Origin of the sequence: Capnocytophaga endodontalis, from assembly GCF_002209445.1 — a bacterium.
Classification (GTDB): domain Bacteria; phylum Bacteroidota; class Bacteroidia; order Flavobacteriales; family Flavobacteriaceae; genus Capnocytophaga; species Capnocytophaga periodontitidis.
The window spans coordinates 2,178,408-2,193,072 of sequence record NZ_CP022022.1; the positions used below are offsets into that span (position 1 = coordinate 2,178,408).

The window sequence follows — 14,665 nt, forward strand, 5'->3', positions numbered from 1 at the left end:
TTGTTATCTCCATTATTAGTAGGAGTGTCGTCAGATTTAGAGCAGGCAGTCATTCCTATTGCCATAAAGGCGAGTAAAAAGATTTTCTTTACCATTGTTGTTAAGTATTAAAATGTTAACGTTAAGTTACTGATTTGATTGTGCAAAGATACACATTTTATTAGTAAATTCAAAAAACATTCTTTTAGATTACACAATTGACGGTAAGATAGAGAAAAATCGAAACAATTTCTATAAATAAAGTACCTTTATGAAGTGTTTTAGAGATAGGTTTTTATATCTTTTTTGAATAAGATATAAATTATATTTTATTGAATTACAGAGTTTTGTATTTTTATAACAAAATATATTTCAATTTTATTTGAGAATATATTTGTAATTTAAAAATAAATGTATAATTTTGTGGCGTTTAAAATATTACTATACTTTTGATATGCTATAAGTATGAAAAAAGCCTTATTTCTTATCTGCTTTTGGGTAGTAAATTGGTCTTTTGCTCAATTGTCTGATACTACTCCTTCAGTAATGCTCAAGTCCTATGTTCAAAAAGATAGAATACTGCTCCGTTGGGCGGTAAATACTCCTATTGAATGGCAGAAAGCAAATCAAAAAGGCTTTGTTCTTCACAAAATACTCCTCAAAAAAGATGGTAATTTCCTCGAAAATCCTGAAAAACAAACTATAGCCACTTTAAAACCTGATAAACAAGAAGATTGGATAGACTTCATTCAAAAAGATAATTATGGTGCTATCATTGCTCAGGCACTATATGGTGAATCTTTTTCTGTAGAACAAGATAGTAAAAATGGTATATCTAAAATTGTAAATATAGCAGAGGAGCTAAACCAGCGTCATACTTTTGCTCTTTTTGCAGCAGATATGTCCTTTGTAGCAGCTCAGAAAGCAGGTTGGGGATTTATAGATACCGATGTAAAAGCGGGAGAAACCTATATTTATCAGGTAGAAGTTCTCGGAATGCCCGAAATAGAGTCGTCTGCGGTGATGGTAGGGCTTTCTGATGTTGAAACACTTCCTAAAATTCACGATTTCACAGCTATCCCCGATGATAAAAAGGTGCTCTTCTCGTGGGGGATTACCTATTTGAAAGATATATATACTTCTTATATCATAGAACGTTCTGAAAATGGCACTGACTTTCAGCCCATTTCTTCAACACCTATTGTAGATATGAATGGAACAAGTAAAAAACAAATGTTCTATGCGACTACTTTAGAAACGAATGATACGCCTTACTTCTTTCGCATCTATGGTATCAATGCCTTTGGCGAAAAAGGTACTCCTTCAGCCCCTATAAAAGTACAAGGCATTTCTGCTACTACAGCTGTCCCTCGTATATCCGATTATAATTTTATTAATGAAGGGGTAGAACTTATTTGGGAATACCCTAAAGAAGCTGAAAAAGCTACTGAAAAATTTGAGCTTTGGCACAATACCAAAGAAGATGCGAACTATCAAAAAGTGGTGGACAATATCAAAAAAGAAGATAGAAAACTGATTTATAAGAAACTTTCAGCGTCTAACTACTTCAAAATAGCCTCAGTTGATAAACAACAAAAACGACATTTTTCACATAGTACTTTAGTGCAACCATCCGATTCTATTCCTCCTGTTCAACCTATTGGGTTACAAGGAAAAATTGATAGTTTAGGTGTGGTTACTCTTTCGTGGAAAGCTAATACAGAGGCTGACTTGGCAGGCTATAGAGTACTGAGAGCTAATACCGATAAAGAAGAATTTGTAGATATCTTTAATCATATCATTACTGAAAATACAGTCCGTGATACAGTGAGTTTCTCTCTTTCTAATAAAAAGGTGTTTTACAAAATTTTAGCAGAAGATTTACGTTACAATCGCTCTCCTTTTTCTGAAGTAATAGTAGTTGAGAAACCTGATAAAAACCCGCCTACTGCCCCTATTTTTAATAATTTCACTACCGAAAACGGAAAGATAACACTGTATTGGATAAGCAGTTCAAGTGATGATGTAGAAAGCTATACCCTAAGTAGAAGAGAAAAAGGAACAGAAAAATGGCAACCGTTACAAGTATTTCACAAAGAAACCAACACATTTATTGATGAAAATACTGAAGGAGGCAAAACGTATGAGTATCTCATTCAAGCAAAGGACAAAGCAGGTCTATGGTCAAGTGCTGACAATGCAACCATAACCATAAAAGCACCAGTAAGAGCTGATAAAGTAATAAAAAGCGTAGATTTTGTAGCCGATAGGAATGCACGTTCTATCTCTTTGTTTTGGAAATATCAAAAAAATGCCAAAGTAACCGAGATACAGATTTACAAAAATGTAAAGGGCAATACTCCTTCTCTTTGGAAAGTACTCACCCCAAAACAACAACACATCACCGATAAAGAAATACATATCAATACAATATATGAATATTACTTTTTACCTTCATTAGCTAATGGCAAACCCACACAAGGTGAAAAAGTAGAAGTTAATTATTAATTTTTTAAATACTTACACTATGAGAAAAGTATTTTTATTAATTGCCTTAGTCGCAATCGTATTTGTAAGTAACGCTTGTGGAAAAAAAGACGACACTAAACCTCAAGAACAACCTAAAAACTCCCTCGAACAAAAATTGATTAGAAAGTGGAAAATTATAGAAATTGGGTTGGAATCTAAAGGTAATGAAGTTCAAAAAGCCGATGATTGTGTTTTTTTTGGAATTTTTACCTAATGGTAGAGGTAGAGAAATCGGATATACAACTCAAAATACAAAAGATTGTATTCCAGATGATAAATTTAAAGTAGATGAAATTCTATTTACTTGGAATATTATCAGTAATGATTTTATCTATAATGGAGAGCGTTTAGGAGAACTTAAAATGAAAATTGTGCAATTACCTGATAAGGATCAAATGTTCAAAATTTCTAAAGGAATGGAAAAAGAAAAAGAACAAGACTGGAATAAAAATGTGGTTTCCATTGTATATCAATTCACGAAAATATAAACTTATAAAAATAAGAAAATTTCTTTTATTTCGAAAGTATGAAAAAAATATTTGTGATCTTTACTTTATTTTTTTGTTCCATTATTTATGGACAAGCACAGCTGGGGGAGTATATTATAGAATCTCACTGTAAAATAAAAGCTCATAATGAAAATTATGGTGGTGGATGTAAAAATCAAGTTCTAATTGAAATTCTCTTTGATAAAGGAAGGAGAAAGATATTAGAACAAGATTTAAATGGTGTCTCCCAAAATCATTACTCCGATTATGGGATAAAAAAAAATAATGTACCAGCTACTTGGAGCCCCTTGCTTTTAAGGTCGGTTGCTTCCAGAAATTGGAAAAGAAGGGTAGGAGGATGTGGAGGAAATGGAACTTTTAATGATTCTGAAAAACTAGAAAGAATTTATTTTTGTGGTAATTTTTTTGAAAATAGCGAAGCAATTGATTGGTGAGACCATATTATATCAGTGAAGATTTATCCTCAATTAGTTATCCGAACAAAAGATGGAGGGGATCTTCCGTCAAAAGATAAAATAAAAATAGAATCTGATTACGGATTTCGCTCTGTGGATTATAATTGGCAATATGACATTGGAGATGGTTATATGAATTTGTCTAAATTTAATGGACAATCAACTATTGAAGTGAATGCTTACGATATTTTAGGAAGTAGAATGGAAAACTTTATTAATAAAAAAATTTCTTTTAGACAAAGATCATCTTGTGGAAATATTTCAGATCCAGTATTTTTTACAGTTAAAAAATCCCTCCCTATTCTTAAAAATGATAATAACGATGTTATCATAACTAATTGTTATGGTGATAAAGCTAACTATACGCTACGCTTTGATCGTCCTTTAAAAGAAGGTGAAAAAATGTCTTTCAATATTAAAAAGAATGGAAGTTTATTAGCTTCTTATAATAATAAAGAAAAATTAGATGAGGACAATACTTTTACTTTTGAAAATTTAGAAGCAGGAACTTATGAGGTTTCTTATTTGGGAAATAGCTCTGCAAACTCTTACTCTCCTTATACAGAGGAGCATCCTTTTATATTTACTATTAAAAATCCTGATCCTGTAAAGTTTTTCATTATCCAACCTAAAAACCCCTCTTGTAATGAGGGGAATGATGGAGAAATATATATAGGAGCTTATGGAGGAGTACATAATTATAAAATACAAATAAATAATAGTGAGTGGCAGGATTTTACTTCTCCAAGAGGAACTCATCATATAGAAAATCTCTCATCAGGAAAATATACTATTAGAGTAAAAGATACTAATGGGTGTATAGGGAGAGATAGGTGGAATGATAATAAAGAAACAATTACAGTTGAATTAAAAGCCCCTGAACCTATTACTATTTCATATCCTCCCGATAGACAAAAACTTCCTTCTTTTAATGGTGCTTCTGATGGATATATCACTGCTGTAATTAAGGGAGGAACTCCTTTATATTTTGGTGAAAAAAAATATAATTTTGTTTGGGAAAATGCAAATGGTGATATTTTAGCTAATACTGAATATAATTTTGATTCCGTAACAGGAGAATTTTCTGTGATATTAAGAAATGTTCGAGAAGGAAATTATTTCTTATCTGTTTATGATAAAAATTATGATTCTAATAATAATAAAAGGGTAAATTGTGCAAAACTTAGAAGTCAATATTATCTTTCTCATCCTGAAAAACTCAAAGCTTCTATAGAACTTTCAAACCCCATCTCCTGCAACTCCCAAAATGAATTTGGCGACGAAAAGGATAAAAACCCTTATGACGGTCAGCGCGATGAAAGTCAGGATGGTGAACTGAAAATTGAGGCTTCAGGAGGGACTCCTTTTACAGGTACTCAAAATGGTGGTAAGCCTTACATTTATACTTGGAAAAAACAAGACAACAATGGCAATTGGGTAATACTCCCTATTGAGGATGATACTGCCAAAAATCTCTCTGCTGGCAAATACGCTATTAATATACAAGATGCCAATGGTATTGTATTGGGTGAGTACAACACCCATACAGTAACTAAAGTGGTAGACGTTGTTTATGAGCTTAAAGAACCTGCCAAATTAACCCTTTCCCTTCAAAAAACAGATGCTACTTGCAAGGGTAACGATGGCAAAATTACCGCTACCCCTGCTGGGGGTACGCCTCCTTATACTTATCTGTGGTCTAATGGGGCTACTACTGCCTCCATCGAAAACTTGCTACCTATGCCTTATACGGTTGAAATCAAAGATAAGGCAGGATGTATGGTACAAGGAAGTACGGCTGTTCTGCAACCTAATAGCCTTACGGTTACGGGCACTATCACCCCTCTTCGTTGCCATAATGCCACTAATGCCGCTATAGCGCTTGCTGTACAAGGAGGTACTGCTCCTTATCAATATCTGTGGAATACAGGAGCTACTACAGCGAATATAAATAACCTTCCCGCTGGTGAGTACAAGGTAAAAATAACCGACACTCAAGGCTGCGCGCACTTCAAAACTTTCACTATCGAAAACCCTCCTAAATTTGAGATTGATTTAGGAGAGAATCGCACGCTTTGCAACGGACAAACACTTACCTTAAACATAGCTATCAACGACCCTCAGGCTACTTATCTGTGGACTGGCGATAATGGATTTTCTTCTAATATGCCTCAAGTAACTTTATCCGAAAAAGGTACTTATAGGGCTACGGTAACTACTAAAGATGGTTGTACAGCAACAGATGCTATTACTATTGAAAGTGCAAATACTCAAATAGCTTCTGAGTTCTTACTCACTACCCAAGCCTATGAAAATGAAGAGGTAATATTAGTAAATACCAGTAATCCTAAAGGGGAAACTACTGAGTGGTTAGTACCCGAAAATGAAGCTATTGAAATCACCAATAAAAATGATGACTATATCTCTCTCATCTTCAAAGCAAAAGGTGAATACCGTATAGGTATCAAGCAAACACAAGGTAATTGCTTTGAGTTGTTCTACAAGAATATCATTGTAGAACCCGCTACCGATTTACCTAAAACTCAAAAAACCAATGAGGCTTTTGTAAGAGAATTTGAAGTCGCACCTAACCCTAATGATGGCAAGTTCAAAGCCAAAGTAGTTTTAGAAAAAGCAGGGGCTATCAAATTCCGTCTATATAGTATCACGGGGCAATTAATAAGCGAGAAAAACTCAGCTTCAGCTACTGAACACTGGATTGATTTTCAAGACCCGCTACCAGCTGCTACCTATATATTGGTTTTAGAAACTCCTTACCAACGATTAAGTAAAAAAATCATTATTATTCCTTAAGTACAATGCGCCTATTCTCTTACATATTCCTCTTTCTGCTCACAACGTGGCAGCTCATAGCACAAACCTACCCTGTGCAGGTAGTGCCTGTGCTCACACCTCCGTATAGTAGTAAGATTGCCGACTATGCCAACCCAATGGCTAATAGGGTACAACTGCAACTCATCACTACCGACTTGAGTGTGCAGAACCGCCCCGTACAATTATATGTAGAGATTAAAGGCAATGGACTTACAGCAGCCTCAGCACCTGTACTTTCAGGCGTTTCACCCTTGCGTATCAGTGGAGGCGAAATCCTCCGCCTTACCAATGCCGAGTTGGCAAGCTACTTCCAGCTACGCAACCTGCAAGGCATCACCTCACAACAATACGCCTCTGCCTTGCCCGATGGGATGTACTCATTCTGCTTTAGGGTAAAAGATGTGCTCAGTGGTCGTTGGCTCTCCCAAAGTCATTGCGCCATTGCCTATCTAATGCTCAATGACCCCCCAATTCTGAATATTCCCTCTGATAATGAGCAAGTAGCTGTAACCGATTTTCAAAACATTATTTTCAGTTGGACACCGCGTCAAATCAACGCGACCAATGTAACCTATTCCTTTGAATTACGTGAGATTTTAGACCCTACCCTCGACCCTCGTTTTGCTTTTGAAGTAAGTCGACGCATACTCAAAGAAGACGATTTGCGAATGACCACCTTCGTCTATGATGTGAGCAAACCCAACCTCATCCCTAGCAGACGCTATGCGTGGCGCGTAAGAGCTATCTCCACAGGTGGACTGGCAGAAAACAGTGTCTTTAAAAATGATGGTTATAGCGAGGTACACACGTTTGTCTACGCCGTAAACTGTAGCAAACCGCTCTTTTTGCTAAGCGAACAGCAGGGTAAAAGTCGTACTAAACTACTCTGGCAAGGGCACACACTGCACCAAAAATACCATATCCAATACCGTAAGAAAAACGTAGAAGGCGCACAGTGGTTCGAGACCTTTACCCGCAATACCCAAACCCTCATCGCCGACTTGGAGGCGGGTGAGTACGAGTTTCGTGTAGGAGCTTCTTGCGAGGGCGAACGCTATGGTATTACTCCCAGCTATGTGTATTCAGATATACAGACTTTCAAAATAGAGAAAACACCCAACACCACTGAGCAAGGGTATAACTGCGGAATTGTACCCAAAATAACGATTACAAACCAAAAGCCTCTCAATAGTTTAATAACCAATGAAGTGTTTACCGCAGGTGATTTTGCGGTTACCCTTTTGGAGGTGAGTGGTAGCAATGGTGTATTTTCAGGTAAAGGCTTTATAAAAGTGCCTTACTTGAACGATACTAAGCTGGCGGTAGAATTTGAAAACGTCAAAATCAACAGTGATTACCAGCTCACAGACGGAGTAGTGAAAACTACTTATGATGCCGATTGGAAAAATGTACAGTTCATAGAAAACCTCATAGGTCAAGGCAAAAAATCTAATGAGATAAACGTACCTTTTGAGATTGATAAGGTAGAAACTCGCAATGGTGAAATAGTTGTTACAGGTAAAGACGGTCGCAAGGAAGTATTCCCATTTGGAGGCAATGATTCCACTGTTAAGGGAAAAGTTACCACTACTACCAATGGAGAAACTACCACTGAAGAAAAAATATATTACATAGATAAAGACGGTAAAGTATCTGAACCTCAAATAGTAGCTCAAGGAGGCAAACCTACCAAAGAAAATACCAATGGTGTTACCCAAAACGGTGAGGCTACAGCCCTTACCGCCAAAGGTATTGAGGTAACTTTTGAGAATACAGCCGACTCTAAATACGCTTATGAAGTCCCTACCAAAGCCTATAGTAAGGACTATCAAAAGCTTGACGGTAAGTACATTCCGTTTAAAGCGGTGGTAAAAGGTGAAACAGAACCTTTCTTAGCCAAAGTACATATCACCGATAAAAATATTAGTGCCGATAGCCTTATCTTCAAAACTGATAAAGGCGCACTCATCGAATCCAAACGAGTAGAAGGTTCTAACGACTTTTTGCTTACACTCAAAGGTTTCCATAGCTTTGCAGTAGAACAAGTACAAGCTACTATCAAACAGGGCAAGAAATACCAAATCGCAGGAGTGTTCAACTTGGTACACCTCTCACCTAAAACTGCCAAGGTAATCCTTGTGCCCACTTCCGAAAACACCTCTATGGATATAGATAGAGTAAAATCTATTTATAGCAAGATAGGAGTAACTTTAGATATCACTTGGGCAGCACCTTTTGATATCACACCTTATTTGACCAATGGTGTGTTGGAAACCAAAGATGTATTTGGCGACCTTACCGATTATAGTCCATCGCAACAGGCGCTTATCAATGCCTACAAAGCTACAGGAAAGGTTGTGAATGATACCTACTACGTGTTTATTACCAATGCCAAGAGCAGTACCGGACAAGGAGGCTATATGGCACTCGGTGGACAGTTTGGTTTTGTATTCGACCAAACCGAAAGAACCCTCGCCCACGAATTGGGGCACGGAATATTTAAACTAGCACACCCATTCAAGAAAAAACAACAAGGTAATGTCCCCTCCCTAATGGACTACACCTCCGATGAAACCCTCCTCTTTGCTGACTGGAAGCAAATCAACGACCCTGCGTTTAAAATAGGTATTTTCCAAGGACAAAGTGAAGGGGAACAAATAAGCGATATTCTTTTATTGTCTCGTTTTATAGAAAATATAAAAGCTCATTCATTTAAGCCTAATTATGATTATGCGGTAAAAGAATTATCTGATGAAACGATTAACTTTTTACCAGAAGTTACATTGCGTTTTTCAAAATTAGAGGATTCAGGTTTCTATTCTTCTGGTAAGATAAAAACAACAGATGGTGATGAACTTAATCTTAGCTTATGGGTTGGTAAGTATTTTAATAAGTACTTAAAGTTTGATAATTTTAGTAATAGTATTCGCAAAATAAAATCTCCCGACCAAAAAAGTGTGAGATATTATTATTCTTTTGCTTCTTTAACAGCTAAAGATCAAGAAATTTTAACATCTCGTGTATTGAACTATAAGGATTTCAATGGGATAATTATTGTAGTTTCCAATGAATATGTAACAATCTTTGAAAATAGCGTTTTAAACTTTGCTAATGATAAAGAAAGAAAAGAAAGATGGCTTAACGCTCTTAATAAAAATATAGAAACAGAGAATTATGAAGAATTGCAAAAATACCCAACTCTCCCTTTTTCTTTAGTAGGAGTAAAAGCAAGACTCTCTTTACTTGAAAAACTTTCAAAACAAAAACTTACTACCTCTAATTCCTTTATAAATAAAATTTTTGGTAGTGATTTAGATAAAGAAATACTCTATGTAACACTATTAAATTCAATTATAGATGAGCAAAATACAGAGCAAAATAATGAACTGTTCAATCGTTTTGTATCATCCTATTTTCAAAATATATATGACCAAGTAGATGATGAAACTACTCGATTAAAGCTTTATAAAGCTGTAGGTAGGTTAGCAGCCTCATCAAATCAAGAAAATGTAAAAAGCAAATTTATTGATATCGTCAATAGTAATAGTTTTGACAAGCATCACGGAGCATTATTAGCTTCTATTTTGATGGGACTTGATGAAAAGAACATTATTGAGACTCAAACTAATTTGCTTACATTGTTAAATGATAATTCTCGTAATGTAGGAGGATTAAAGCGTTTATACAACAAATTAGAAAGTGAAGATCAAGAATATTTCAATTACTATTTCTCTAAATGGGCTAAAAAATACTATTATGATCAATATCAAGAACTAGAAGTTATTTTAAATAGTATTAATAGAAATGGAAATATAAATCAAGGAATTGACTGTAACAGTAAATCTATTCAGTACTTTGCAGTAAATCATATAGCTCTTGATTATATAAATGTTTTTGATAAATGTGGCTCATATCCATTAAATTGTCATTATTTACAAACAATTATTCCAAATGTAGATACTAAAAACCAATATTTCTTTAGTTATGGAGAAAATAGAAAAAGAAAAGAATGTAGTGATAATAACAATAAAAGTGTAATATATTACAAAGCAGGAAAACCTTTTTCTGATTTTGTGATACTCTTTTTCAATGAATCCTATGAATATGCTAACATCAAAAAGGGTGATGTACGAATTGTTCCTCTGTTTTGGGCTGAAAATTTTGCCGCAAAACATCATAAAAAACTAAGCGGACAACAACTAACAATAGCTTTAGAAACCGCTGGTATTTTATTAGCTGCTACTACTGGAGGACAAAGTATCACAGCTGTTAAAGCTATTACTATCACTTTAGGAGCTTCAGCTATTGGTGTAGAAATATATGAAAATGACCTCTTAAAACTTGAAGGAGGAAAAGATTTTGTCGAAAGTGTACGACTGATCAATGCTTTGGTTGGAGGTGCGATTTTAGTAAAAGCTGTAGGTAGCTCAATTGCTGTTGTAGATTTACAAAAAATAAAAAACTTTTTCATAAATGTGCCAGAGAAAGCTGTAGAATTGAAGAAAGGTTTAAATTCTTTTTTAGCTACTGCAAAATCAGGAATTAAATTCACTAAAGAAGCATTAAAAGAAATAAAAGCCTTACTATATGAAGTAGACCTACAATCTTCGTTTAAACAAATTGTTCAAGGAGCAACTGCAAAAGTTAAAAATGACCTAAAAGCCTATATAGTAGCAGCTAATATGGAGTATGAAATAGCTTCTTTGCGCTATTTAGATGCTCTTGACGGTCAAAAATTACTCCTTACACCAAGTGTTGTAATAGTTGATAACACATTAGGTTACAAAAAAATAGGCACTTTAGAAAACGTTTATATCACAGTTAACAACGATGCTAAAAAAGCCGCCAATATAGGAGTTTATACCAAAGGTGAAAAGGTAGTACTATCTTTAGAGAAAGAAGTAAAAATTAGTAGAGTTGAAGAGATTCTTACAGAGGTATTCCCTAAAAATTCTAAATTTATAGATGATACAAAAACAATAGAAAAAATCACTCATTATTTAGCCCCTGAAAATGCCGAAAAATTAAAAGCTATCGGAGGTGAATCAGGATTAAAGAATTTCTTAGCTAAATATAAAGATGCTCCTTGTGGCAATTGTGGAGAAGCAGGTAGGAAAATTTTTGGAGGTCGTACCATAGATGAGATGCTCGAAAACTATGTAGAAGTAGCCTATACTTTTAGAAACCGTCCTGATTTATGGAAAAAAATAGAAGAAGGCGCTTTAAGTAGCAATGCCGCTATGCGTGAAGGCACACAACATATGTTATCCACCTTTAAGAAAAACCCTAAGAAATATACGTCTGAAAACATTGAGCATTTAGATATGAAGTTTGAAAAAGGTTTAGATGATATCTGTGCCAACTGCCGTTATGACGTGAAGTTTATTTCTGAGAGTAAACCTTTATATGAGGAATTTAAAAGCTATAACAGTGAAACGTGGAGTAAAATAGCTAACGATAAAGGATTTATTCAACAGTTTAAAAGCTATTTACAAACTAGTGGAGTGAAGAATATTGATGATTTAGCTTATGTGATCAACAGTAATAAAGCTAATATAAATGAGGTAAAACAAGCTTTTAAAGAATTGTTTAAAAACAAAAAAGATGAGCTCTTTGAGATTATTTTGAAAAACAATACTTTGAAAAATAACTTATTAGGTGAAGGTTTAACTAAAAGTGAAGCTAAAAATGTTTTTGGAGACCTAATAAATTCAACAGATTCTGTTTTGTACAATTTTATAAAATTCTAATTTATGTATTCTCTAATTGAAATAAAAGAAAATATAAATAAAGTAACTCCTTTTAAAGAAGGAATAATTTATAGTTTGTTAAACGACAATTTGTTATATGACAATACACTCTTAATGAAAGGAATAGATGGCACTAGCATTTATAAGATTTCAGATGCTCTAATTCAAGTTTTTGATGAAGAGAAGGGGTGTTATTATATTGATGAAAATTTTAATATTATTAAAAGTAACTATTTCCTTATAGCGAATGAGAATTCTAAATATTTAATAGCTTGGGCTAATGCTGTAAAAATATCAAGAGGAATATATAACAGAAGTATTTGTCTTTTGGAAAATGATTTAGTTAATGTAAAGGAAATAATTCTTGAAGAAAACTATCAGTATTTAAAAACTTATACAAATGATGTACTTATTACATCAAGTAAAGATGTAATATTAGGCTATCATATTTTTCCTACCAACTTCCTTTGGGAATTTCCTCTTTCAATATTTGGTAAATTCAAATATAAATATTCAGAAGAAGAGAAAGATTATGAAGTAGAACAATTCATAGGAATATATAACAATATTCTTTGGGTATACTTAAATGCAAGGGAACTTATAGGAATAGATGTTGAAACGGGAAAACTAAAATATCGTTTTTTAGGAATAGAAAAGAAAAATGCTGTTGGGATAGTAGAAAATTATTTAGACAATGAAGACTATTACATTTTCTATGGTGCAGATTTTAAATTAGATACTAAAAAAGGTGTGATTTTTGGTTTAAAAGCTGATAGATTTTTTGAAATAGATTTGAATAAAGAATCTATAACACCTTATCTTTTGGGGCTGCAAGATAAGATGGAAAAAGCAGAGCTTAATAAGAATGATATTAGTGGTGATACTTTTTTACAAGATAATTTATTGTATTTTTATCTTGCTGAACAACTAAGATTTGGTATTTTAGACATCAATACCAAAGAAATTATCTATGTTTCAGAGCCTATTGCAGTAGTGGAAAGAGATGATTGTTTTACCCAGCTTAAAGATTTAAAAGTCTCAGAAAATAAGGTGTATATCTTAGATAGTAATCACACGTTGCATATTTTTGAACGTGAAGAATAGTTCTTGTTTTATCATACTAATTTCATTTCTATTACTTTTACTTTCATTTAGTAAGCATAGGGACGAAAGCCTTTATTTGAGGAATTTAAAAGCTATAATAGCGAAACTTGGAGTAAAATAGCTAATGATAAAGGTTTTATCAAGCAATTTGAAAGTTATTTACAAGAAGTTGACGAAATAAAAGATTTAGCTTATGTGATTAACAGTAATAAAGCTAATATAAATGAGGTAAAACAAGCCTTTAAAGAATTGTTTAAAAAAGAAGCTGATAATCTTTTCAGATTTCCTGAAGAAGGAGGACTTGGAATTGAAAAAATAAGAAAACTGTTTGGTAGAGACATAAAAAATACCTCTGATTTCTTAGATAAAGTTGAGGATATCAATAACCCAATATATAATTTTATAAAAACAAACTAATGAAGTATCAACACGTAGAGAATGTTCCTAATATAAATAGTTGGGAAATAATAGATAATAATTGTTATTATGCTTCTGGCAATCTAGTAAAAGTCATTGGCAAAGAGGTTAGTATTCCCATTCCTCTTCCGTATTGGGGAGTTGAATTTAACCCTTCTTTTTTTAATGTGTTTACTAATAGGAGTGTCAATACTTTTTTTAATTATCAAGGAAAAGTTATAAACACTTTTGAAGAAAAAGATTTTTATTACTATTTTTCTGATAGCTCCTTTATCTATTATGATAGAGTATCAAAGAGATTAATGTATAATGATTTAGAGCTACTGAGAGGCAAAATGCTATCATTTTATATTTTTGATGATCTCTTATTTTTTGAAAAGGAGAATAAAATTCAAACAATTAACTTCTTATCAGGTCAGTTCCTTTGGGAGTTTTCTCTTGCTTCACTTGGGAAGTGGAAAAATTCGTGGGATGAAGAAAGAGATTTCGAGGTATATAAACTTATAGGTATATATAACAATATTCTTTGGGCTTTTATAGAGATAGGAGGCTTTATAGGCTTAGACATCAAAACAGGAGAGCTGAAATATCGTATTTCTGAATACCATATGGGAAAAGAAAGCAAACTTTTTTTCAGAAGTGATTATTACTTGGATAATGAACGAGGAAAAATTTTTGGATTAGCACATATTTTTATTGAAATAGATTTAAATCAAGCCCCCCCTTTTGTTACTCAATATGGCTTACAAGAGGAGTTTGAAAAGTACAACATCAAAAAAGCAAATGATACTGCCGAAGATTTTGTTGTTCAAGATAATCTATTGTACTTTTATCTTGCTGAACAACTAAGATTTGGTGTTTTAGACATCAATACCAAGGAAATTATCTATGTTTCAGAACCTATTGCAGTAGTGGAAAGAGATGATTGTTTTACCCAGCTTAAAGATTTAAAAGTCTCAGAAAATAAGGTCTATATCTTAGATAGTAATCACACGTTGCATATTTTTGAAAGAGAGGAATAACATCTAAGCTATTATTTTTCAGAGAAATGACTATTTTAGCACCCTATAAAAGTCCTTATACCTTT

9 protein-coding genes are annotated in these 14,665 nt (G+C 33.6%); all 9 read left to right on the plus strand.

Annotation, left to right across the window (positions count from 1 at the left end; translation table 11 throughout):
* Window positions 1-444: 444 nt before the first annotated feature.
* The 9 genes from CBG49_RS09795 to CBG49_RS16120 all read left to right on the plus strand — a co-directional run bounded on the left by CBG49_RS09795 (window position 445) and on the right by CBG49_RS16120 (window position 14,600).
* Window positions 445-2,487 carry a fibronectin type III domain-containing protein gene (locus tag CBG49_RS09795; RefSeq protein WP_088594353.1) on the plus strand — a complete coding sequence of 681 codons (2,043 nt, stop codon included), beginning with the start codon at window positions 445-447 and terminating at the stop codon, window positions 2,485-2,487.
* A gap of 19 nt (window positions 2,488-2,506) precedes the next feature.
* Window positions 2,507-2,722, plus strand: a complete 216-nt coding sequence (locus CBG49_RS09800; RefSeq protein WP_088594354.1) for a lipoprotein — start codon at window positions 2,507-2,509, stop codon at window positions 2,720-2,722.
* Window positions 2,673-2,996: a hypothetical protein gene (locus tag CBG49_RS09805; RefSeq protein WP_162613458.1), complete on the plus strand. Its 324-nt coding sequence runs from the start codon at window positions 2,673-2,675 to the stop codon at window positions 2,994-2,996. Before CBG49_RS09800 ends, CBG49_RS09805 begins: the two co-directional genes overlap by 50 nt.
* Window positions 2,997-3,034: 38 nt before the next feature.
* Window positions 3,035-3,451, plus strand: coding sequence for a hypothetical protein (locus CBG49_RS16110; protein ID WP_227002866.1), 417 nt, complete (start codon window positions 3,035-3,037; stop codon window positions 3,449-3,451).
* Window positions 3,452-3,466: 15 nt separating this feature from the next.
* A complete protein-coding gene (locus tag CBG49_RS09810; RefSeq protein WP_227002867.1) occupies window positions 3,467-6,286 on the plus strand; it encodes a T9SS type A sorting domain-containing protein in 2,820 nt (939 codons plus the stop codon).
* Between the two features lie 5 nt (window positions 6,287-6,291).
* Window positions 6,292-12,057 carry a hypothetical protein gene (locus CBG49_RS09815; RefSeq protein ID WP_088594356.1) on the plus strand — a complete coding sequence of 1,922 codons (5,766 nt, stop codon included), beginning with the start codon at window positions 6,292-6,294 and terminating at the stop codon, window positions 12,055-12,057.
* Between the two features lie 3 nt (window positions 12,058-12,060).
* Window positions 12,061-13,161: a hypothetical protein gene (locus CBG49_RS16115; protein ID WP_227002868.1), complete on the plus strand. Its 1,101-nt coding sequence runs from the start codon at window positions 12,061-12,063 to the stop codon at window positions 13,159-13,161.
* 195 nt (window positions 13,162-13,356) lie between these two features.
* Window positions 13,357-13,578, plus strand: coding sequence for a hypothetical protein (locus tag CBG49_RS15930; RefSeq protein ID WP_193433063.1), 222 nt, complete (start codon window positions 13,357-13,359; stop codon window positions 13,576-13,578).
* Window positions 13,578-14,600, plus strand: coding sequence for a hypothetical protein (locus tag CBG49_RS16120; RefSeq protein ID WP_227002869.1), 1,023 nt, complete (start codon window positions 13,578-13,580; stop codon window positions 14,598-14,600). Before CBG49_RS15930 ends, CBG49_RS16120 begins: the two co-directional genes overlap by 1 nt.
* Window positions 14,601-14,665: the final 65 nt, after the last annotated feature.